Source organism: Xanthobacter luteus, from assembly GCF_040049235.1.
In the GTDB taxonomy this organism is placed as follows: domain Bacteria; phylum Pseudomonadota; class Alphaproteobacteria; order Rhizobiales; family Xanthobacteraceae; genus Xanthobacter.
This window is the reverse complement of sequence record NZ_JBDZDO010000004.1, coordinates 89,200-109,250: the sequence shown is the minus strand read 5'-3', so window position 1 is coordinate 109,250 and position 20,051 is coordinate 89,200. Positions and strand designations below refer to the sequence as shown.

Genomic DNA, 20,051 nt, shown 5'->3' with positions numbered 1-20,051 from the left:
GAAACGCCATCAGGAAGCGAAAGTTCCCGACTTTAGAGGGAACTTGCTGGCGAACGCTGGCATTATAGGGGGAACCGGCGCGCGCCGCATCGGCCCACGGCAGGGCCGCCGGCGGCTGCCGGGCGCAAGGGCAGGTCGGAGCAGGGGATGGAGCTGGTGCCAGAGGAAGCGGCGCGCGTCGATCCCCAGAAGCGTGCCGCCATTTTCGCGCTTGCCGCCGGGCAGCCGCGCGATCTGCTGGACAGCGTGCGCCGGCGCCTGCTGCTGGTGGCGCTGCTCGCCATCGCGCCGGTGGCTACCCTCAGCATGGTGCAGGGGCTGATGCACCTCAGCGGCGCCCAGGACGAGGCGCGCCAGCGCCTGCTGCAGCTCGCGGTCTCCGCCGCCTCCAGCCAGGCCAACATCATCGCCTCCGCCGAGAGCGTGCTCCAGACCCTCCAGACGGTGGAGGGCGTGCGCAGCGCGGGTCCCGCCTGCCAGGCGACATTGTACGGCGCCACGCTGAGCCTGCCCTTCGTGTCCAACATGGGGGTGATCGACCGCGAGGGGACCGTGGTCTGCAGCGCCATCGCCGGACCGCGCTCGGTGGCCGGCGAGGCCTGGTGGCGCAGCTTGAGCACGGGCCCGATGCGCCTCACCTTGAGCGATCGCATGGTGAGCCCGGCCACCCGGACCCAGATCATCGCCGTCCTGGAGCCGCTGCGCACCCCCGACGGCCGTTTCGACGGGGCGATGGCGCTCGGGCTCGACGCCGCCCGGCTCGACACCATGCTGCGGCAAGCGACGCTGGAGCCGGGTGGCGTCGCCGCGATCTTCGATGCCTCGGGCCGGGAACTGGTCTCCAATGCCCGCGCTCTGAGCGCCGATCTGTTCGACCCGCGGCGCATCGCCGGGTCGGGCAGCGAGCTGCGCGAGGTGGTCGACCCCTCGGGCCGCAGCTGGACCTATACCGTCGCGCCCCTCGACCGGCAGGGTCTGGTCGCCGCCTATGCGCTGCCGACCCAGGACCTGTTCGGCTGGACCCCCCTCGCCGTCGCGGCGAGCTTTGCCCTGCCGGGCCTCGTGGCGGTGCTGAGCCTTGTCGGCCTGTGGTTCGCCGTCGACCGCATGGTGCTGCGATGGCTGCATTATCTGCGCCGTGTCGCCTCGGTCTACGCGCAGGGCCATTACGGTTTCCGCCCGACCCGGCTCGAGACCGCGCCCAGCGAGTTCCGGGTGCTCGGGGCCGCGGTCGAGAACATGGCGCTCGCGGTGCGCCTGCGCGACGCCAAGCTGCGCGAGAACCTCGCCGAGAAGACCGCCTTGGTGCGCGAGATCCATCATCGCATCAAGAACTCGCTGCAGGTGGTGGTGAGCCTACTTAGCCTCTACGGGCTGGGCATCGGCCACGGCGAGGACCGCCGCCGCTTCGAGGAGCTGCGCACGCGCGTCAACACCCTCGCCGTGGTCCACCGCATCCTGCATGAGGCGAGCGAGGGGTCCGCGGTGAAGCTGCGCGAGCTGCTGCGCGAGCTCGCGGCGCTGCTCGAGGGCGTGCCCGACCGCAACCTGGCGGTGCGCATCAATGCCCCGGACCTGCTGCTGCCGGTCGACATGGCGGTGCCGTTCGCGCTCATGGTGGTGGAGATCGTGCACGGCCTCGCGATCCCCGACGCCCCCAGGCTCCTGCCCGTGACCGTGGGATGCGAGCAGGGGGACGGGCGCCTCAGCATCTGCATCGCGGCCGGGCCGGCGGCCCGCACCGGTGCCACCTACGGCCGGTTCGATCTCGACCAGGGGTTCGCGAACCAGCTCGGCGGGCAGCTCACCCGCACCGAGGAGGGCGATAATGTCCGCGTGACCGGGGACTTTCCGTTGCGCACGGGCGCCGCCCCGGGCGCGCCGCGCCAAGGCCAGGCGTAATCCGCGGCGCAAAATGGGGAACCGTAGCGGTTCTGCCTCGTTGTCCCCCGGTGAGTCCCTCAGTGCGACTCGACGGGCGTTCCGAGACTCGAGGATGAATCATGGACAAAGCGCGTTCGAAGGGCACCTCCAACCGCGGCTTCGCCGCCATGGACGCGGAGAAGCAGCGCGCCATCGCCCGCAAGGGGGGCGAGAGCGTTCCCGCCGAGAAGCGCAGCTTCTTCCAGAACCGAGCACTCGCCGCCGAGGCCGGCCGCAAGGGCGGCCAGAGCGTGGCGGACGAGGACCGTAGCTTCTCCCGCAACCGGGCGCTCGCCTCCCAGGCCGGCCAGAAGGGTGGCCAGAAGAGCGGCGCGCCGGCGGGCGGGCGGTCGTGACACCGGCGCGGCGATCCTAGGGGCCAAGCCCAGATTATCGTGGAGCGCTGGAGGCTTTGCGCCGACACTGGTCGGTTTCAGAGGGCCGCGGACGGCGGAGCGCAGGCCGCCGCGCGGTTTCGGCGCCAAGCGCGGCGGCGAGACCGGGAAGGCTCCAGCCCGCGGGCGTCCCGGGGGGCCGGGCCCGAGGCCGCGGAGCGCCGCCCACGGACGCTGCGCGGGGAGGACCAAGCGGGAGCGGATCAGGCTCGGGCGTTTGCCCCGGGGGCCGGTCCGGTCCGGAAGCAGGACGAGGCCGCTTAACGCGGGCTCATGGCCAGAGGTCGCGCGCCCCGCGCGCCCGCAAGAAGGTGCCCATGGATCTGCCGGACAAGTCCTCAGCAATGGACGCCGCCGCCCTCCAGCGGGAGGTGCTCGAATTCCTTCCGGCGCTACGGGCCTTCGCGCGCTCGCTGACGCGCGATCGCACCGAAGCCGACGACCTGGTGCAGGAGACCCTGCTCAAGGCGCTCTCCAACATCGACAAGTTCGACCCCGGCACCAATCTGCGCGCCTGGCTGTTCACCATCCTGCGCAACACCTACTACACCGAGATCCGCAAGCGGCGCCGCGAGAGCGACGGCCTCTCGGTGCTGGCCCAGCAGGATTCCAACATGGGTCCGGGCCAGGAATGGTCGGTGACGCTCAGCTCGCTGAAAGAGGCGCTCGCCCACCTGCCCGACGACCAGCGCGAGGCGCTGGTCCTGGTGGGGGCGGCGGGACTTTCCTACGAGGAGGCGGCGGAGGTGTGCGGCTGCGCGCTCGGCACCATCAAGAGCCGCGTCAATCGCGCTCGCACCAAGCTGCTCGCCCTCATGGGCGCGGAAGCCACCGCCGACGTGGTGGAGGGCGACGCGGTGGCGATCTCGGCCGCCCGCAGCTGATCCCGCCCCTTGCCGCAAGGCGCGGGGCGCGGCCTCACTCGGGCTCCCAGCCCGCCGGCGCCAGCTCGAACCCCGCGAACTCGAAGGCCGGTGCCACCGTGCAGCCCACGAGCGTCCACGCGCCGAGGCTCTCGGCCGCCTGCCACGCATGGGCCGGCACCACGCCCTGCGGGCGATGGCCCGCCGCGAGGTCCGGCCCCAGCACCTGATCGCGCGGTGCGGTGCCCGCCGCGGCGATGCGCAGCACCAGCGGCGCGCCGGCGTGCCAGTGCCACATCTCCACCGCGTCCACCTTGTGCCAGTGCGAGCGCTCGCCGGCACGCAGCAGGAAATAGATCGCCGTGGAGGCGCCGCGCCCGCCCGCCGTCCCCGGATCGCGGAAGGTCTCGCGGAAATGCCCGCCCTCCGGGTGCGGCGCGAGGCCGAGGAGGGCGATCACCGCCTCGGCCGCGAGGTCGTCGGCCACCGCGCCCATGGTCAGCCCCGGAACGCGCTCTTGCGGGCGCGCAGCTCGGTGAAGACCGCGCCCGGGTCGGCGCCGTCCACCCCGAGCATTTCGGCCATGGCGGGGTCGTCCGCGCGCAGGAAGGGATTGGCCGCCAGCTCGTCTTCCATGGCGGAGGGGATGGTCGGCGCGCCCCTGGCGCGCTTGTCCTGCGCCGCCGCCGCCTGGTCCTTCAGCGCCGCATTGTCCGGGTCCACGGAGAGCGCGAAGCGGGCGTTGGCAAGCGTGTATTCGTGGCCGCTATAGACCTGGAGGTCGCCCGGCAGCGCCTTCAGGCGCTGGAGCGAGGCCCACAGCACCGGCGGGTCGCATTCCAGCGGGCGCCCGCAGCCGAGCGTGAAGAGGGTGTCGCCCGCGAACAGCAGGCGCTCGGCCTCGAACAGATACGAGACATGGCCCGCGGTGTGGCCCGGCGTCTCCAGCACCCGTCCCACCAGCGAGCCGACCGCCACGGGATCGCCGTCCACCACGGCCACGTCGAGCCCCGGTATGGAATCGGCCTCCGCCTTGGGGCCGACCACGGTCGCCCCGTAGCGCGCCTTCAGCGCCGGCACGCCCTGCACGTGATCCTGGTGGTGATGGGTGACGAGGATGTGGGTGAGGTTCCAGCCCTCCTTCTCCAGCGCCGCGATGACCGGGGTCGGCTCGGGGACGTCCACCACGGCGGTCGCCTCGGTGACCGGATCGTGCAGCAGCACGGCGTAATTGTCCTCGAGGCACGGAATGATGCGGATCTCGGCCGGCAAGGTGGTCCTCCTGTCGCGCCTTTGACGAGCGTCGCGCGCAGTATGGCGCGATCCCATGTCGGAGAAATGAGGGCGGCGGCGAAGTCCCCCGTTTCCTTAGCGCCGCCCGGGACCCCAATCATAGCCCGATACCGCGCAGACGCCAGCGCGCGGCCGGCCTCGGCCGGGACGGCGCGCGCGGGCGGGTTGCACTGGGCGCGCGCCTGCCCCAAGAGAAGGCCGAGAGGGGACGCCTTCAAGGCGCCACCGGCTTCAGGCATTGGGCTCCCATGTTCCTCGACGTCGTCGACCTCCGCAACTTCTACGCCCAGCCGGTGGGCATCATGACGCGGCGCCTCCTGGGCCGGGCCATCCGCGGCCGCTTCGCCGATGTGACCGGCATGGCCGTGCTCGGCCTCGGCTATGCGACGCCCTATCTCGGCGTGTTCCGGGAGGAGGCGGAGCGCTGCCTCGCGGTCATGCCCGCGGCCCAGGGCGTGGTGCGCTGGCCCTCCGCCGCGCCGACGCTGGCGGCGCTCGCGGACGAGACCATGCTGCCGTTCCCGAGCGGCCGGTTCGACCGGGTGGTGGCGGTGCATGCGCTCGAGATGACGTCCAACGCCGCCGAGCTGCTCGGCGAGGTCTGGCGCGTGCTGGCGCCCGGCGGGCGGCTCCTGGCGGTGGTGCCCAACCGGCGCGGCGTGTGGGCCCGGCTCGACACCACGCCGTTCGGCAACGGGCGGCCGTTCTCGCGCGGGCAGGTGGTGTCGCTGCTGCGCGAGGCGCTGTTCACGCCGGTGGGCTGGAGCGAGGCGCTCTATGCGCCGCCCAGCCGCTGGTTCCTGCAGACCGCGGTGGCGTGGGAGCGGGTGGGCTCGCGGCTGTCTTTGCCGTTCTCGGGCGTGCTGGTGGTGGAGGCCACCAAGCAGCTCCACCGTCCGGCCCAGGTGCGTCGCCGCGCGGCGGTGATCGAGCCGGCGATGGAGCCGGTGCTGGTGCCCGGCGGGGTGCCGGCGGGCTGAGCCGCCGCGTGCCTCCCAAGCGAACACCCGAGCGACGCGGGCAGAACCACGTCCCGCGGCGACCGGGCCTGCGCCCGGCGGAACAGGACGCCAACCGCGCCGGTGCGCCGATTCGCGCCGGCTTTGTTCCGGCCCCGTTCGCGCCCGGCCCTTTCGCCGTCGCGCATCCGTCCCAATATGCTACACAGCCCTCCTCGAACGAGCGGATCCCCCACAGCCGATGGACGATGTGACGCAATGGGCCGTGCTGCCGCGCTCCGTCCGGGCGCGGGGGGTGAGCGCGGTCCTCGGCCCCACCAATACCGGCAAGACCCATCTCGCCATCGAGCGCATGCTCGGCCACGAGAGCGGCATCATCGGCTTGCCCCTGCGGCTGCTGGCGCGCGAGGTGTACCAGCGCATCGTCGAGCGCATCGGCCCGGACGAGGTCGCCCTCGTCACCGGCGAGGAGAAGATCAAGCCGAAGAATCCGCGCTACTGGGTGGCGACGGTGGAGGCCATGCCGCGCGACGTGGCCGCGTCCTTCGTCGCCATCGACGAGATCCAGCTCGCGAGCGACCTCGACCGCGGCCACGTCTTCACCGACCGCATCCTCAACCGGCGCGGCCGCCACGAGACCCTGCTGCTCGGCTCGGGCACCATGCGCCCGGTGGTGGAAAAGCTCATTCCCGGCGTCCACGTGCAGGTGCGCCCGCGCCTGTCCACGCTCGCCTTCGCCGGCGAGAAGAAGATCTCGCGCCTGCCGCGCCGCTCGGCGGTGGTCGCCTTCTCGGCCGAGGAGGTCTACGCCATCGCCGAGTTCATCCGCCGCCAGCGCGGCGGGGCGGCGGTGGTGATGGGCGCGCTCTCGCCGCGCACCCGCAACGCCCAGGTGGAGCTCTACCAGTCCGGCGACGTGGACTATCTGGTGGCCACCGACGCCATCGGCATGGGCCTCAACCTCGACGTGGACCATGTGGCGTTCGCCTCGGACCGCAAGTTTGACGGCTGGCAGTTCCGCCGCCTCAACCCTTCGGAGATGGCGCAGATCGCCGGGCGCGCCGGCCGGGCGACGCGCGACGGCACGTTCGGCTCCACCGGGCGCTGCGCGCCGTTCGAGCAGGAACTTGTGGAGCGGCTGGAGGCCCACGCCTTCGATGCCGTCAAGGTGTTGCAATGGCGCAACGGCACCCTGGACTTCGCCTCCATCCGGGCTCTGGTGGCGAGCCTCGCGGCGCCGCCGCGCGAGGAGGGCCTCACCCGCGCGCCCACGGCGGACGACGTCAAGGTGCTGGAGATCATGGGCGCGGACGGCGCCGTCACAGGCCGCGTCGGCTCTCCCGCCGAGGTGGAGCGGCTCTGGCAGGTGTGCCAGGTGCCGGACTATCGCAAGATCTCCCCGGGGGCCCATGCCGAGCTCGTGGCCACCCTTTTTGGCCATGTGGGGGCAGGTGGTCGCATCCCCGATGATTGGTTCGCGCGTCAAATCGCCTTGACCGATCGCCAAGAAGGCGACATCGACACGTTGTCGAGACGGATCGCGCAGGTGAGGACCCTCACCTTCGTGGCCAACCGGCCCGACTGGCTTGAGGACCCGCAGTACTGGCAAGGCGTCACGAGGGGGGTCGAGGACAAGCTGTCCGACGCACTGCACGAGAGGCTGGCGCAGCGTTTCGTGGACCGACGGACCAGCGTGCTCATGCGGCGCCTGCGAGAGAACACGATGCTTGAGACCGAGATCAGCAAGACCGGTGACGTGACCGTCGAAGGACATGTCATCGGCCACCTCCACGGCTTCCAGTTCGCCCCCGACCCCGCCGCCGGCGGCGAGGAGGCGAAGGCCCTGCGCGCGGCTGCGCAGAAGGCGCTGGCGGGCGAGATCGAGGCGCGCGCTTTGCGCGTCTCGCAGGCGGTGGACGAGGCGTTCGTCCTCACCAACGACGGCACCATCCGCTGGACCGGCGAGGCGGTGGCCAAGCTCATTCCCGGCGAGGAGGTCCTGAAGCCGCGCTTCAAGATCATCGCCGACGAGCATCTCACCGGCCCCGCCCGCGACCAGGTGGAGGCGCGCCTCACCTTGTGGGTCGCGGCCCATATCGACAAGCTGCTGGGCCCGCTGAACAAGCTCGCCGCCGCCGAGGACATCGCCGGGATCGCCCGCGGCATCGCCTTCCAGATCGTCGAGAGCCTCGGCGTGCTGGAGCGCGCCAAGGTGGCCGAGGAGATGAAGAGCCTCGACCAGGCGGCGCGCGCCACGCTGCGCGGCTACGGCGTGCGCTTCGGCGCCCACCACATCTATCTGCCCGGACTGCTGAAGCCCGCCCCGCGTTCGCTCGCGGCCGAGCTCTACGCGCTCAAGCACGGCGGCCTCGCCCAGAAGGGGCTCGACGAGCTGCCGCACCTCGCGGCGTCCGGACGCACCTCGATCCCGGTGGACCACGAGGTCCAGAAGGGGCTCTACCGCGCCGTGGGCTTCCGCGTGTGCGGCGAGCGGGCGGTGCGCGTGGACATCCTGGAGCGGCTCGCCGACCTGATCCGCCCGGCGCTCGCCTGGCGGCCCAATTCGCCCGGCCCCAAGCCGCCGGGCGCGGTGGACGGGCGCGGCTTCACCGTCACCGTGGGCATGACCTCGCTCGCCGGCTGCTCGGGCGAGGATTTCTCCTCGATCCTGAAGTCGCTCGGCTACCGCATGGAGCGCCGCGCGCCGCCGCCGCCCGAGCCGGTGGAAGCCGCCGCGGCTCCGGTTGTGGAAGCGGCACCCGCGCCCGCCTTCGCCCCGGTGCCGGAAGGCGCCATCGAGGCGGACCTGCTGTTCGACGCCCCCGCCGAGAGCGCCGGCGCGCCGGCCCAGGAAGCCCCTGCCGAAGAAGCCTCTGGCGAGGCTGACGGGATCGCGGCGTCCGAGGCTCCGGCTGCCGAAGCTGTGTCCCCCGAGGCCGCGGCGCCCGAGGCCGGCGCTGCCGACCACGCGGCCGCCGAGATTGCGGCGTCCGAAAGCCCCGTCGCCGAAATCCCCGCCGCCGACGAAGGCGAGGTCGACGCCCCCGCGGGCGATGACGCCGCCGATGCCGAAGCGGCCATCGAGGCCTTGGAGGCGACCGGCGATCCCACCGCCGCCGAGGTGGCGGCGGAGGTGGATGCCCCGGCCGCGCCCGGCGGTCCGGAAATGGTGGAGGGCGCGCCCGCCGAGCCCGAGATGATCGAAGTCTGGCGTCCCGGCCGCCCGCCGGGCGCGCCGCGCCGCGAGCGGCCGCAAGGCCACCGCCAAGGCGAGCGTCACGGGGAGCGGCCGCACGGCGAGCGCCCCGCCGACCGGTTCCAGGGCGACAGACCTCAAGGCGACAGGCCCCAGGGCGATCGCCGGCGCGACGGCCGCCCGCCGTTCCGCCGCAGCGAGGGCGCGCCGGAGGCCGGCGCCGAGGCCGAGCGCGGCCCGCGTCCGCCGCGTCCCGACCGTCCGCCGCGTGGTCCGCGCGAGGGCGGCGATCCGCCGCGCCCGCACCGCGCCGAGCACCGCCCGGTTCACCAGGACCGGCGGCGCGACAAGCCGGTGGACCCCGACAGCCCCTTCGCCGCCCTTGCGGCGCTGAAGGCGCGCATGGAGGCGGAGAAGAAGGGCTCCTGAGGCGTGAACCCGCCGGACGCGCGCCAGCGCATCGACCTGTGGCTCTGGCACGCGCGGGTGGTGCGCACCCGCAGCGCCGCCGCCGCTCTGGTGCGCGGCGGCCACGTGCGGGTCGACGGCCGCAAGGTGGACGCGGCGGGCCACGGCATACGGGCCGGGCAGGTGCTCACCGTCGCCCTTGAGCATCACGTCCGGTTGTTGCGAATCGTTGGCTTTTCGGAACGCCGCAAGGATGCTACTGCTGCTTCCGAGCTTTTCGAAGAAATCACAGACGAATGAAGTTTAATTCCGGGGCGCGATCCGAGCGAAAGGTCTCAATCTGCTCGGTGAATCGCTCTCCAACTCCGGTATGGAGAACGCGTTTTCCGATCTGCCGGCACCGCAGGCCGATCGGCGCGTGCTCCGAGCGCGTCGCCGTATCGCCTTGCCTGCGCCATTCCGGTGCGCTAGGCCGACGCGCGAAAGGGAACCCGCAATGACCTATGTCGTCACCGAGAACTGCATCCGCTGCAAGTACATGGACTGCGTGTCCGTGTGCCCGGTGGACTGTTTCTACGAGGGCGAGAACATGCTCGTCATCCACCCCGACGAATGCATCGACTGCGGGGTGTGCGAATCCGAGTGCCCGGCCGAGGCGATCAGCCCCGATTCCACGCCCGGCCTCGAGAAATGGCTCGCTTTGAACGCCGAATACGCGAAGGTTTGGCCCAACATCACCCTCAAGCGGGACGCGCCGTCGGACGCCAAGGAGTGGGACGGCAAGCCGGGCAAGGAAGAGCTGTTCTCCCCCGAGCCTGGCCAGGGCGACTGAACCCGCCGCGCGGTGCGCGCGATGGCGCCCCGCTTGGCGGGACCGTCGAGCCAAGGGCCGCGGGCGCTGATCGCCCCCCAGTTCGCGTCTGCCCCTCACGACCCTTAAGACCCGCCGACCCGTGGGCGATGCGCGCCGGTCGGCGCGCGCCTCACGGCACGGCGGCGAGCTGCTCGTACTGGGACAGGACCACCTTGCCGACCGCGTCCAGATAGGCCCGGCCGAATTTCGAGGCTTTCAGGTCCGGCAGGTTCTGGTAGATGGTGCCGCCGATGGGCGGATAGGCGTCGGGCGCCGCGCACGGCACTTCGAGGGACACCTTCTGACCCGGCTGGTAGGTGGTTCCGCGCTCCACCTTGGCGATCGTGCCGTCCACGGTGCAATTGCCGAACACCCGCTTCGGCGCCTTGACGGCCTCCACCGCGATCACGATCACGCTCGCCGCGTCGTCCCGCGCGGTCTGGTACACATAAGGCGGCATCAGCGCCAACGCCGCGCCAGGATGAAGCATCGCCGCTGCGAGCGCGGCCGAGAGGACGAGACCTGCGCCCCTGAAACGTGTCATGCCGAGCGGGCCCATGCGATTCTCCCTTCTCCCGTTCCGTGCGGAACGCTTTTTCTCTATATAGCCGCCATGCTCGAAACCACCCAGCCCATGCCGGCGGCTGCCGCCGAACTGCCCGATTTCGCCCGCCGGCGCACCTTCGCCATCATCTCCCATCCGGACGCCGGCAAGACGACGCTCACGGAAAAGCTCCTGCTCGCCTCCGGCGCCATCCGCATGGCCGGCCACGTGAAGGCGCGCGGCGAGCGGCGCCGCACCCGCTCCGACTGGATGGAGATCGAGCAGCAGCGCGGCATTTCGGTCACCTCGTCGGTGATGACCTTCGAGCGCGACGGCATCGTCTACAATCTGCTCGACACGCCCGGCCACTCCGATTTCTCGGAAGACACCTACCGCACGCTGTCCGCCGTGGACGCGGCGGTGATGGTGATCGACGCCGCCAAGGGCATCGAGAGCCAGACCCGCAAGCTGTTCGAGGTCTGCCGCCTGCGCGACATCCCCATCTTCACCTTCGTCAACAAGGTGGACCGGGAAAGCCTCGACCCCATCGCGCTGATGGACGAGGTGTCCTCCACCTTGGCGCTGGACCTCACCCCGCTCACCTGGCCCATCGGCATGGGCGTGGATTTCCGCGGCCTCATCGACATCGCCAACAAGCGCGCCTTGCTCGCCACCGAGCGCGGCGGCCCGCTGGTGCGCGAGGTGCCGTTCGAGACACCGGAGGATCTCATCGGCCTCGACGGGGTGGAGGAGCGCATCCTCAACGAGGCGGTGGAGAGCCTGACGCTGGCGCTGGGCGTGCTGCCGCCGTTCGATCTCGCCGCCTTCCGCGAGGGCCATCTGTCGCCGGTCTATTTCGGCTCGGCGCTGAAGGAGGCGGGGGTGGCGGAACTGCTGTTCGGCCTCGGCTCGGTCGGCCCGAGCCCGCTGCCGCGCGCCGCCGCCGGCGCGCGCATCGTGGCGCCGGCCGAGGATCTCGTCTCCGGCTTCGTCTTCAAGGTGCAGGCCAACATGGACCCCAACCACCGGGACCGCGTGGCCTTCGTGCGCCTGTGCTCGGGGCGCTTCAAGCGCGGCATGAAGCTGTTCAACCCGCGCGAGAAGCGCAACATGGCCATCGCCAACCCCATCTTCTTCTTCGCCCAGGAGCGCGAGACGGTGGACGAGGCGGTGGCCGGCGACATCATCGGCATTCCCAACCACGGCATGCTGCGCGTGGGCGATACGCTCTCCGAGGGCGAGAGCATCAAGTTCGAGGGCCTGCCGGACTTCGCCCCCGAAATCCTGCGCCGGGTGCTGCTCTCCGATCCCATGAAGGCCAAGCAGCTGCAGAAGGCGCTGCAGGACATGGCGGAAGAGGGCGTGGTCCAGGTGCTGAAGCCGGTCTCCGATCCCTCCCCCATCGTCGGCGTGGTCGGCACCCTCCAACTCGACGTGCTGGCGGCGCGGCTGGAGAAGGAATACGGCGTGCCGATCCGCTACGAGACCACCTCCTACGTCACGGCCCGGTGGATCATCGGCGAGCGCGCCGAGGTGGATCGTTTCCTGGAGGCCAACCGCTCCTCCACCGCGCGCGACCGCGACGACGCGCCGGTCTATCTCGCCCGCAGCCAGTGGGTGCTGGACCGCGCCATCGAGGAATGGCCCAAGCTGAAATTCGTCGCCGTGAAGGAACGCGGCTGACCGCGATCCCCGCCCATTTCGACAATGCCAGGGCCGCCCCGGAGCCGGCCCCAACGGAGGACCCGATGGCCGACCCCGCCCGCCTTGCCGAACTCTCCCGCATCATCGACGCCGCCTTCGAAAAGCGCGCCGAGATCGGCTTTTCCACCATGGGCGAGGTGCGCCTGGCGGTGGACGAGGCGCTCTCGCTGCTGGATTGCGGCAAGGCGCGGGTCGCCGAGAAGGGCGCCGACGGCGCCTGGGTGGTTCACCAGTGGCTCAAGAAGGCGGTGCTGCTCTCCTTCCGCCTCAACGACATGGAAGCCATCCCCGGCGGTCCGGGCGGTGCCCAATGGTGGGACAAGGTGCCCTCGAAGTTCCTGTCCTGGGGCGAGGCCGACTTCCGCGCCGCCGGCTTCCGCGCCGTGCCGGGGGCGATCGTGCGCCGCTCGGCCTACATCGCGCCGAACGTGGTGCTGATGCCCTCGTTCGTGAATCTCGGCGCCCATGTGGGCGAAGGCACCATGGTGGACACCTGGGTGACGGTGGGCTCCTGCGCGCAGATCGGCCGGAACGTGCATCTGTCGGGCGGGGTGGGCATCGGCGGCGTGCTGGAGCCGCTGCAGGCCGGCCCGGTCATCATCGAGGACGACTGCTTCATCGGCGCCCGCTCCGAGGTGGTGGAGGGCGTGGTGGTGCGGCGCGGCTGCGTGCTCTCCATGGGCGTGTTCATCTCCGCCTCCACCAAGATCGTCGACCGGCAGACCGGCGAAGTGTTCGTCGGCGAGGTGCCGGCCTATTCGGTGGTGGTGCCCGGCGCGCTCCCCGGCAAGCCGCTGCCCGACGGCACGCCCGGCCCCGCGCTCTATTGCGCGGTGATCGTGAAGCGCGTCGACGAGCAGACCCGCTCGAAGACCTCCATCAACGATTTGCTGCGCGACTGAGGCGCGCGGCGCCCGGGCGCCGGCGGCTGGCGGGCGCACCGCCCCGGCGGATGCGGGCGGCGGCCCGGCGCGGCGCGGGCGCCGTTTCCGGCGGGGCTTGTTCGGCGCCGGGCTCGGGGCGCCCGCGGGGGCCGAGAAAGCGGCTTGCGCGGCGGCGATCAGCTTGTATATTCCGCCGCCTCGCCTCGGGTGCGGCGCAAGTTCCGGCGCGGCACGATTTCTGACACCATCGGAAGCGACCGGGCGGGCCCTGTCCCAGACGGGACGGAGGGCAGAGCGAGTGGTTGAAGGCGCACAGACCGCCTTCGGCGGTCGTCTCTAGAAGTTCTGCGTGCGCCCTGCGCGCGCTGGGAGAGGGGCCGAGTGGTTGAAGGCGTACAGACCGCCTTCGGCGGTCGCCTTTTCTGAAGTTCTGCGTGCGCCCTGCGCGCGCTGGGAGAGGGGACCGAGTTGTTGAAGGCGCACAGACCGCCTTCGGCGGTCGCCTTTTCTGAAGTTCTGCGTGCGCCCTGCGCGCGCTGGGAGAGGTGGCCGAGTGGTTGAAGGCGCACAGACCGCCTTCGGCGGTCGCCTTTTCTGAAGTTCTGCGTGCGCCCTGCGCGCGCTGGGAGAGGTGGCCGAGTGGTTGAAGGCGCACGCCTGGAACGCGTGTATACGGGAAACCGTATCGAGGGTTCGAATCCCTCTCTCTCCGCCAGCCCTCAATCTCACCCCACCTCAGATCCTATCAGAAGCCTTGCCAGCGTTTGATTCGCACGCCATATCGGCTGCAGGGCGCCTCACGATATCGCGCTAAATCGCAGTCGATCCCGGGTAAAAACCGGGTAAGGCCGCCTCCGGAAACCGGGTAAAGGGGGAGGTCGCCCAATGTCGCTCACAGACATGCAGATCCGCAAAGCCAAGGCGGCCGAAAAGCCCTACAAGCTGACCGACGGCGGAGGTCTCCACCTCGCCATCTCTCCGGCAGGAGGCAAGGTCTGGCGCCTGCGTTAGGAGATCGCCGGCAAGGAGAAGCTCCTCACGATCGGGCCATATCCGGACATCAGCCTTCAGGAGGCCCGGGAGGCCCGCACAGCTCAGAAGAAGCGGCTTCGCGAAGGCAAGGACCCCTCTGCCGAGAAGGCCGATCGAAGGCGGGTGGCGACCGTACCGGCGAACGTAACTTTCGAGCACCTCGCCCGCGAATGGTACGGCCTGAACCAGCCACATTGGACATCGACCCATGCCTACGACGTGATCCACACGCTGGAGCGGGACGTGTTTCCGAAGCTGGGCGGCCGGGACATTCGCACAATCACCGTTCCGGAGGTCTTGGCCGTCCTGCGCGCGATCGAGAACCGCCCCGCTATTGAGACGGCCAAGCGCGTTCGCCAACGCATGTCGGCGGTGTTCGTCCATGCCATCGCATGCGGCATTGCGGACAACGATCCGGCAGCCATTGTCCAAAAGGCGCTGAAGCCCCTTAAGAAGGGACGCCAGCCTGCGATCACTGATCTGGATCAGGCCCGCGACATCATCAGGCGCGTGGACGAGACGCCCGCGAACCCCGCCACCAAGCTTGCCTTGCGCCTTCTCGCATTGACCGCCGTACGGCCCGGCACCCTCATCACGACGCCATGGTCCGAGTTCGCCGATCTGGACGCTGACAAGCCCATCTGGCGGATTCCTGCCGCGCGCATGAAACTCAAGCTCGCCTACAAGGACGACACCTCCCGGGACCACTTCGTGCCGCTGGCCAAGCAGGCCATTGAGACAATCGAGCTGCTGCGCTCACTTTCCGGCCGCGGGCCATACGTGCTCCCGAATGGGCGAAACGCCCACAAGCCTGCGAGCGAAAATGCTCTCGGGTATCTGCTGAACCGCGCCGGCTATCACCGGCAGCACGTCCCACACGGATGGCGCGCGACCTTCTCCTCGGTGATGAACGAGCGCTTCACGGCGGATCGCCAGATCATCGATCTCATGCTCGCCCATACCCCTAAGGACCGGGTGGAGAGCGCCTACAACCGCGCGGAACATCTGGAGAGACGGATCGAGCTCGCTCAGCTTTGGGCCGACCTCATCATGGAAGGGCAGATACCGGCTGCCGACCTCCTGGGCCGCCGCAGACGATCCGTGCCCGTCATGCCTGCCGCCAGCAACGGAACGACTGACGCCGATCCCGGGAAAGTTCCTCACGCGGCTCGCCGGTGAGACAGGGCGTATCAAATGAGCGAGTGGAAGCCTCTCTTCGATCAACGACGGTGGGATGAGATCGATGATCTCTGGCCCGCCCTTTCTCAGGCCGAACAACGCGACCTGTTTGCGGCTCTGCTTGAAGGCGTACCGAAAACGACCGTGATCGACGGATTGGAAAAAATGGAAAGGCACGTCCGACCGAAAGAGGCACCATCCGAGTGGAAGGGCGCCGCAAAAATCCTTGCGCTCGGCGAACTGGCGGCGGCAATCGAAGAAGATCCTCCTATCGCAAGCGCCTCATGGTCGTCGCTGCGAACGGAAGCGGAAAGCTATCTGCGTGAGACCGTTGCCGAGTGCGAAAAGAAGCCAAAGGCAGATCATGCCCCTGGCGAGCTGTCCCAAGAGCAGCATTGCCGCGATTCGCTTGAGCTGCTGGCGGCCATCGATAGAGCCACGAAGCTGATGTGTACCGAAATGGACAGCGACGCGGATCGAGAATGGCTTGAAGAGGTCATCGCCGAGATTGCGGAATATGCATTCGTCGCCGGCCGTCACATGCAGGAAGCCTGGGCTAAGCCGTTTGAAGGCCACGCTGTGCGCGGGATCAAGACCATCCAGTCCGCAGCCGAAGGTGGCCGGCAGAGGAAGGGCAAGCAGGCGCCGGAGACCGCTCAGATCATCTCGTACATGCGTGAATTGATGCAATCGGGCCATTCGAAGGCCCGGGCAGCGGAGCTCACCCATAAGAAGGGATTGGGTGTGTCTGCAGAGGCCAACAGCAAGTTATTCTATCGCATCACGAAACCATAAAAGTCAGGACATCCCCGGCCAAATGTCCTGACCTAGGGGTCCATGTCTCAGCGCGTTGCATGCCAGACGTGAGTTGAGCAGCCATGGACAAGTCGTCGCAAATCGGTCGGGAGACCGTCGCGGTGGTCGAGACCGATCACCTCGTTTCCGTGGATGTGGGAGCGGCGCTCCTGGGGATGAGTGTCGCCAGTTTCTGGCGTCGCGTTGCGGATGGCACCATCCCGGAGCCGTTGAAGCTGGGCCGTCTGTCACGCTGGCCTCGCTCAGAGCTCATTGCCGTCATCGAGAACGCGAAGGCCGCTCGTGCCTCGGGGGGCCGCCATGACTGAGCACCTCATGCTCCGCGGCGGGCTCGATGCCCGCCAGATGGTTGAAGCTCTCGGCGGGCGCTGGACTGGCCGTGGCGGCCTCTGCTTCTGCCCGGCCCATCCCAACAGCCGTACACCGGCCCTTTCGGTGTCTGTCGGCAAGTTCGGCACAGCGGTGTTCCATTGTCATGCCGGCTGCTCCTACGCGGACATCATGACGGCATTGCGTGATAGCGGCATCGTACATGGTGATGGGGCGGAGCCGCGCCGGCGCAATCCGGAGGCCACCGCGCAGGCCGTCCGCGAAGCGGAGCATCGGCGCATCAAGAACGCCCAGCGTGCCGTCTCGAAGTGGCATGCCGCTCGTCGCTGCGAGGGCAGCCCTGTTGAGATGTATCTCGTCAAGCGTGGCCTGCGCGGCCGCATCCCACAGAGCCTACGCTACCTTCCCCATGAATGGCATCCGCAGGGTACGTTCGGTGCCATGGTCGCTTGCGTGCAAGGCGTCTCCAGCCCGGCCCTCCATCTCACGTTCATCGACACGAACGGCGAGAAGGCTCCGGTCCAGCCCCAACGCCTCTTCATCGGCTCTGCCAATGGCGGCGGTGTTTGCCTCGCTTCTGGCCCGGGCCTTCTGGTCGTCGGCGAGGGCATCGAAAGTACCCTGAGCGCCGCCACAAAGCTGCCCGATCACGGCCCGGTCTGGGCATCTCTCAGCGCCTCAGGCATGGCCGCATTCGAACTCCCGCCGCAGCCCGGCGAACTGGTGATCGCCATTGATGCCGACCGGGCTGGGCGCAACGCCGGCCGGGCACTCGGACAACGCGCCACCTCGCAGGGATGGCGCGTCTTCTGGGCAGAACCGCCAGATGGTCTCGATTGGAACGATGTTCTGCAAGGCCAGCGGGAGGGCAGCCGATGAACACCGACATCATCACTGCGGTGCCGTTCGTCGGAACCTCCGCCCCATTGCTTGATCCCCAACCGATCGCCGCGGCCCTACCGGCGGTGGAGCTGTTGGTGCCCCAGATGTTGCCTCCGGTGGTCGGGGACTACGTCTTCGATGTTTCCGACCGCACCCAATGCCCTCCAGATTTTGTGGCGGTGGGTGCCCTGGTCGCTTGTTCAACCTTGATCGGCAACCGGGTTCGCATCCTTCCGAAGCAATTCGACAACTGGACGGTGGTCCCGAACCTGTGGGGCGCTGTCGTCGGGCCGCCCTCGGCGATGAAGAGCCCGGCCTTGAAATATGCGCTCTCGCCGCTCAACAAGATCGAGCGGGAGTGGCGAAAGGAATGGGAGAGCGAAAGCGCTCAGGCTGAGGCGGATGCCGAGGTCACAAAGCTCGCGCTTGAGGAAGCGCGGAAGGAGGCCAAGAAGAAGCTCAAGGATCATGACCGTGACGCCGCGAGGGAGATCATCGCTGAAGCGCAGGAGGCGGCTCTGGTTATCCCAAAGCGCAAACGGCTGACGGTCAACGACGCGACCGTTGAGAAGCTGGGTGAGCTCCTAAACCAGAACCCGCGCGGCTTGCTCGTCGTTCGCGATGAGTTGCCGGGCCTTCTTGCGAAGCTTGAGGATGAGGCGTTCCAGATCGACCGGGCCTTTTACCTTGAGGCGTTCAATGGCGATGCCAGCTTCAAGTATGACCGCATCGGTCGCGGCACTGTCGAAATCGAGATGGCCACCCTGTCCCTCGTGGGCGGTGTCCAGCCGGCGCGCATCGCGCCCATCGTCCGCGGCGCCGTCTCCGGCTCATCAGCGGACGGGCTCGTGCAGCGTCTTCAGCTGGCGGTGTGGCCGGACCTCTCCAAGGATTGGGAATGGCGCGACCGCCGTCCCGATCCCAATGCGGAGCGCGACTACGAGGCCGCCTTCCTCCGCCTCGAATGTCTGAACCTTGGCACGACGGAGGCGCCGGCTCTACGTCGCTTCACGAAGGACGCCCAAGGCCTCTTCATCGACTGGATGACCGACCTCCAACGCGAGGCCCGCGCAGGCGCCCAATCGGAGGCACTGGAGGCGCACCTGCTGAAGATGCCAAAGACCGTCGCTTCGCTCGCGCTGATTTTCCAGTTCCTATCGGGGGACAATGAAGCGATCGGCGATAGCGCCCTGCTCCACGCCCTCACTTGGGCGGACTATCTCCGCAGCCATGCCATCCGGCTATATGCAGCCGGCACCTACGCGGCGGAGGCGGGAGCCCACCTGATCCTCAATCGCCGAGAGGCCCTGCCTTCTCCTTTCCGCGCACGTGATGTTCACCAGAAGGGTTGGGCTGGCCTCTCGGACCGTGATGCGGTTGAGGCCGCACTCCAAATCCTGGTTTCAACTCACAACCTGGCTCTTCGAGAGGTCCCGACCGGCGCTGCCGGCGGTCGTCCCACCTTTGAGTATCTCTGGCACCCCAAGATCGCGGAGGGCGGACGATGAGCAGCAAGTGGCTTCAGCGACTCCTCGCCCACAAACAAGGCTTCCAAGCCGGTGAGGGCCCCACCCTCAAAACCCTCGAAACTACCGACGCCGAGGTTTTGAAGGTTTTGGAGGTTGCCGATCTGCCCGCGCGGCCAATTTTTCATCGCACTTCCCGCGTCACCGAACAGGCCCCACCGCTTCTTGCGGCCTACACTGATGCCCGGCAGCAGATGGAAGCCGAGATTCCGATGGGCGTCTCTACCCTTCATTGGGACCAAGCGCTGACGGACATAGACCGCTTTCTCGCCATCTGGGGCTCCGCTGCGGCCCACCTCGGCTGGCCGGTGGCAGACATCTTCGAACCGCCAAAGAACTGGGTTGGGGGCTTGGCCTGGGAACTGCGAGGCGGGGAAGTTGTCGCGTTCGCACGATCGAAAGCCACAATTGAACGGGAGGGGCAGCTGAGTTGGTTCTGCATTGCGAGCCACCAGCCTGTCTCGACCACCGAACTGTCTGCCTTTCGGCCCACGATGAAGCCTGCCCCGTGGCGTCGTCGCACCGGCTCAGACCGCCTCCTTTCTGATCGACGTTGCGCAAAAGGAGTGCCGTCGTGACCGGACTCACACGCAAGCAGCAGACGTTCGTCGCGGAGTATTTGCGCGATATGAACGCGACCGCCGCCGCCATTCGTGCCGGCTACAGCCGACACACCGCGCGCCAGATCGGTGCCGAGAACCTGTCAAAACCGTACATCGCAAAGGCAATCGCCGAGTCGATGGAGCGCCGGGCGGAGAAGACGGGGGTGGAAGCGGCGCGTGTCCTAAAGGAACTGGCCCTCATCGCCTTCGCGGATATCGGCCAGCTCTTTGACGCGGCAGGCAAGCTCAAGCCGTTGAACCAGCTCAATCCCGACGACCGGGCGGCTATTCGCTTTCTGCAAATCACCACCCGCGAACTGGGGGACGGAACGCTGGAGCGAAAGGTCGCATTGCAGATCTGGGACAAGCTCTCCGCCCTCGAAAAACTCGCGCGGCACTTGGGATTGTTTTCGGTTCATGCGCCGAAAGACGATAACTCAGCCGATCCGATGCAGAAACTGCTCGCAGAATTTCAGGAGCATCACCAATAAGGTTGGCTTCAGATGGTGTCGTCACACAATTCGATGCCACCCCGCGTGGCCCTTCGGCTGGCCCACGCCTCCATCCTTCGGCCGCGTCGGCAAACGTCAGCAGCCAGTGGGAGTTCAGGCATTCACTCCGAAAGCGCCGATTGCAGGCCTCGGTGGAGGAGTTGTCGGCGC

The 20,051-nt window shown here is 68.7% G+C and carries 19 protein-coding genes, 1 tRNA gene and 1 pseudogene; 18 read left to right on the top strand and 3 right to left on the bottom strand.

Annotated elements, in window-relative coordinates:
* The first annotated feature begins 147 nt into the window (after positions 1-147).
* The 3 genes from ABLE88_RS13915 to ABLE88_RS13905 all read left to right on the top strand — a co-directional run bounded on the left by ABLE88_RS13915 (position 148) and on the right by ABLE88_RS13905 (position 3,202).
* On the top strand, positions 148-1,902 hold the full coding sequence (locus ABLE88_RS13915) for a sensor histidine kinase (RefSeq protein WP_348832289.1): 1,755 nt from the start codon (positions 148-150) through the stop codon (positions 1,900-1,902).
* Positions 1,903-2,003: 101 nt separating this feature from the next.
* Entirely contained in the window at positions 2,004-2,279 is a 276-nt protein-coding gene (locus tag ABLE88_RS13910) for a con-10 family general stress protein (protein WP_348832288.1), read from the top strand.
* A gap of 356 nt (positions 2,280-2,635) precedes the next feature.
* Positions 2,636-3,202 (top strand): sigma-70 family RNA polymerase sigma factor, encoded by a 567-nt coding sequence (locus tag ABLE88_RS13905; RefSeq protein WP_348832287.1) that lies wholly within the window; start codon positions 2,636-2,638, stop codon positions 3,200-3,202.
* A gap of 34 nt (positions 3,203-3,236) precedes the next feature.
* Here the strand turns inward: ABLE88_RS13905 and ABLE88_RS13900 are convergent, their stop codons facing one another.
* Positions 3,237-3,677 carry a cupin domain-containing protein gene (locus ABLE88_RS13900; protein WP_348832286.1) on the bottom strand — a complete coding sequence of 147 codons (441 nt, stop codon included), beginning with the start codon at positions 3,675-3,677 and terminating at the stop codon, positions 3,237-3,239.
* A 2-nt stretch (positions 3,678-3,679) separates the two neighbouring features.
* On the bottom strand, positions 3,680-4,453 hold the full coding sequence (gloB, locus tag ABLE88_RS13895; RefSeq protein ID WP_348832285.1) for a hydroxyacylglutathione hydrolase: 774 nt from the start codon (positions 4,451-4,453) through the stop codon (positions 3,680-3,682).
* A gap of 269 nt (positions 4,454-4,722) precedes the next feature.
* On the opposite strand from gloB, the gene ABLE88_RS13890 reads away from it, so the two are divergent.
* From ABLE88_RS13890 to fdxA, 4 genes are all read left to right on the top strand, one after another.
* Positions 4,723-5,454, top strand: a complete 732-nt coding sequence (locus ABLE88_RS13890; protein WP_348832284.1) for a class I SAM-dependent methyltransferase — start codon at positions 4,723-4,725, stop codon at positions 5,452-5,454.
* 220 nt (positions 5,455-5,674) lie between these two features.
* The gene (locus ABLE88_RS13885; RefSeq protein ID WP_348832283.1) at positions 5,675-9,058 is read left to right on the top strand and encodes a helicase-related protein; all 3,384 of its coding nucleotides are present in this window, start codon (positions 5,675-5,677) and stop codon (positions 9,056-9,058) included.
* A 3-nt stretch (positions 9,059-9,061) separates the two neighbouring features.
* On the top strand, positions 9,062-9,337 hold the full coding sequence (locus ABLE88_RS13880) for an RNA-binding S4 domain-containing protein (RefSeq protein ID WP_348832282.1): 276 nt from the start codon (positions 9,062-9,064) through the stop codon (positions 9,335-9,337).
* Positions 9,338-9,533: 196 nt separating this feature from the next.
* On the top strand, positions 9,534-9,869 hold the full coding sequence (fdxA, locus tag ABLE88_RS13875) for a ferredoxin FdxA (protein WP_348832281.1): 336 nt from the start codon (positions 9,534-9,536) through the stop codon (positions 9,867-9,869).
* Between the two features lie 151 nt (positions 9,870-10,020).
* On the opposite strand, the gene ABLE88_RS13870 is transcribed toward fdxA, so the two are convergent.
* Positions 10,021-10,449 carry a hypothetical protein gene (locus ABLE88_RS13870; RefSeq protein ID WP_348832280.1) on the bottom strand — a complete coding sequence of 143 codons (429 nt, stop codon included), beginning with the start codon at positions 10,447-10,449 and terminating at the stop codon, positions 10,021-10,023.
* A gap of 54 nt (positions 10,450-10,503) precedes the next feature.
* Between ABLE88_RS13870 and ABLE88_RS13865 the strand changes: the two genes are divergently transcribed.
* The 11 genes and pseudogenes from ABLE88_RS13865 (at position 10,504) to ABLE88_RS13815 (ending at position 19,880) form a co-directional block, all read left to right on the top strand.
* Complete coding sequence (locus ABLE88_RS13865; RefSeq protein WP_348832279.1) at positions 10,504-12,117, top strand: peptide chain release factor 3; 1,614 nt, start codon at positions 10,504-10,506, stop codon at positions 12,115-12,117.
* A gap of 65 nt (positions 12,118-12,182) precedes the next feature.
* Positions 12,183-13,040 carry a 2,3,4,5-tetrahydropyridine-2,6-dicarboxylate N-succinyltransferase gene (dapD, locus tag ABLE88_RS13860; RefSeq protein ID WP_348832278.1) on the top strand — a complete coding sequence of 286 codons (858 nt, stop codon included), beginning with the start codon at positions 12,183-12,185 and terminating at the stop codon, positions 13,038-13,040.
* Between the two features lie 607 nt (positions 13,041-13,647).
* Positions 13,648-13,737 (top strand) — tRNA-Ser (locus ABLE88_RS13855).
* A gap of 170 nt (positions 13,738-13,907) precedes the next feature.
* Positions 13,908-14,153, top strand: a pseudogene (locus tag ABLE88_RS13850) (Arm DNA-binding domain-containing protein); the annotation flags it as partial.
* A gap of 24 nt (positions 14,154-14,177) precedes the next feature.
* Positions 14,178-15,233: a tyrosine-type recombinase/integrase gene (locus ABLE88_RS13845; RefSeq protein ID WP_348832558.1), complete on the top strand. Its 1,056-nt coding sequence runs from the start codon at positions 14,178-14,180 to the stop codon at positions 15,231-15,233.
* A 15-nt stretch (positions 15,234-15,248) separates the two neighbouring features.
* Positions 15,249-16,028 carry a hypothetical protein gene (locus ABLE88_RS13840; protein ID WP_348832277.1) on the top strand — a complete coding sequence of 260 codons (780 nt, stop codon included), beginning with the start codon at positions 15,249-15,251 and terminating at the stop codon, positions 16,026-16,028.
* 83 nt (positions 16,029-16,111) lie between these two features.
* Positions 16,112-16,357 (top strand): helix-turn-helix transcriptional regulator, encoded by a 246-nt coding sequence (locus tag ABLE88_RS13835; RefSeq protein WP_510182899.1) that lies wholly within the window; start codon positions 16,112-16,114, stop codon positions 16,355-16,357.
* Entirely contained in the window at positions 16,350-17,258 is a 909-nt protein-coding gene (locus ABLE88_RS13830) for a DUF7146 domain-containing protein (protein WP_348832276.1), read from the top strand. The genes ABLE88_RS13835 and ABLE88_RS13830 overlap by 8 nt, the downstream gene beginning before the upstream one ends.
* Positions 17,255-18,769 (top strand): YfjI family protein, encoded by a 1,515-nt coding sequence (locus ABLE88_RS13825; protein ID WP_348832275.1) that lies wholly within the window; start codon positions 17,255-17,257, stop codon positions 18,767-18,769. Before ABLE88_RS13830 ends, ABLE88_RS13825 begins: the two co-directional genes overlap by 4 nt.
* Positions 18,766-19,365 carry a hypothetical protein gene (locus tag ABLE88_RS13820; RefSeq protein WP_348832274.1) on the top strand — a complete coding sequence of 200 codons (600 nt, stop codon included), beginning with the start codon at positions 18,766-18,768 and terminating at the stop codon, positions 19,363-19,365. The genes ABLE88_RS13825 and ABLE88_RS13820 overlap by 4 nt, the downstream gene beginning before the upstream one ends.
* On the top strand, positions 19,362-19,880 hold the full coding sequence (locus ABLE88_RS13815; RefSeq protein ID WP_348832273.1) for a terminase small subunit: 519 nt from the start codon (positions 19,362-19,364) through the stop codon (positions 19,878-19,880). The genes ABLE88_RS13820 and ABLE88_RS13815 overlap by 4 nt, the downstream gene beginning before the upstream one ends.
* The last annotated feature ends 171 nt before the right edge of the window (positions 19,881-20,051 follow it).

Excerpts from the sequence above, each read along its gene's own strand:
- ABLE88_RS13915 (WP_348832289.1), top strand. The coding sequence starts at position 148 with ATGGAGCTGGTGCCAGAGGAAGCGGCGCGCGTCGATCCCCAGAAGCGT.
- ABLE88_RS13910 (WP_348832288.1), top strand. The coding sequence starts at position 2,004 with ATGGACAAAGCGCGTTCGAAGGGCACCTCCAACCGCGGCTTCGCCGCC.
- ABLE88_RS13905 (WP_348832287.1), top strand. The coding sequence starts at position 2,636 with ATGGATCTGCCGGACAAGTCCTCAGCAATGGACGCCGCCGCCCTCCAG.
- ABLE88_RS13900 (WP_348832286.1), bottom strand. The coding sequence starts at position 3,677 with ATGGGCGCGGTGGCCGACGACCTCGCGGCCGAGGCGGTGATCGCCCTC.
- ABLE88_RS13890 (WP_348832284.1), top strand. The coding sequence starts at position 4,723 with ATGTTCCTCGACGTCGTCGACCTCCGCAACTTCTACGCCCAGCCGGTG.
- ABLE88_RS13885 (WP_348832283.1), top strand. The coding sequence starts at position 5,675 with ATGGACGATGTGACGCAATGGGCCGTGCTGCCGCGCTCCGTCCGGGCG.
- fdxA (WP_348832281.1), top strand. The coding sequence starts at position 9,534 with ATGACCTATGTCGTCACCGAGAACTGCATCCGCTGCAAGTACATGGAC.
- ABLE88_RS13870 (WP_348832280.1), bottom strand. The coding sequence starts at position 10,449 with ATGGGCCCGCTCGGCATGACACGTTTCAGGGGCGCAGGTCTCGTCCTC.
- ABLE88_RS13865 (WP_348832279.1), top strand. The coding sequence starts at position 10,504 with ATGCTCGAAACCACCCAGCCCATGCCGGCGGCTGCCGCCGAACTGCCC.
- dapD (WP_348832278.1), top strand. The coding sequence starts at position 12,183 with ATGGCCGACCCCGCCCGCCTTGCCGAACTCTCCCGCATCATCGACGCC.
- ABLE88_RS13840 (WP_348832277.1), top strand. The coding sequence starts at position 15,249 with ATGAGCGAGTGGAAGCCTCTCTTCGATCAACGACGGTGGGATGAGATC.
- ABLE88_RS13835 (WP_510182899.1), top strand. The coding sequence starts at position 16,112 with ATGGACAAGTCGTCGCAAATCGGTCGGGAGACCGTCGCGGTGGTCGAG.
- ABLE88_RS13830 (WP_348832276.1), top strand. The coding sequence starts at position 16,350 with ATGACTGAGCACCTCATGCTCCGCGGCGGGCTCGATGCCCGCCAGATG.
- ABLE88_RS13825 (WP_348832275.1), top strand. The coding sequence starts at position 17,255 with ATGAACACCGACATCATCACTGCGGTGCCGTTCGTCGGAACCTCCGCC.
- ABLE88_RS13820 (WP_348832274.1), top strand. The coding sequence starts at position 18,766 with ATGAGCAGCAAGTGGCTTCAGCGACTCCTCGCCCACAAACAAGGCTTC.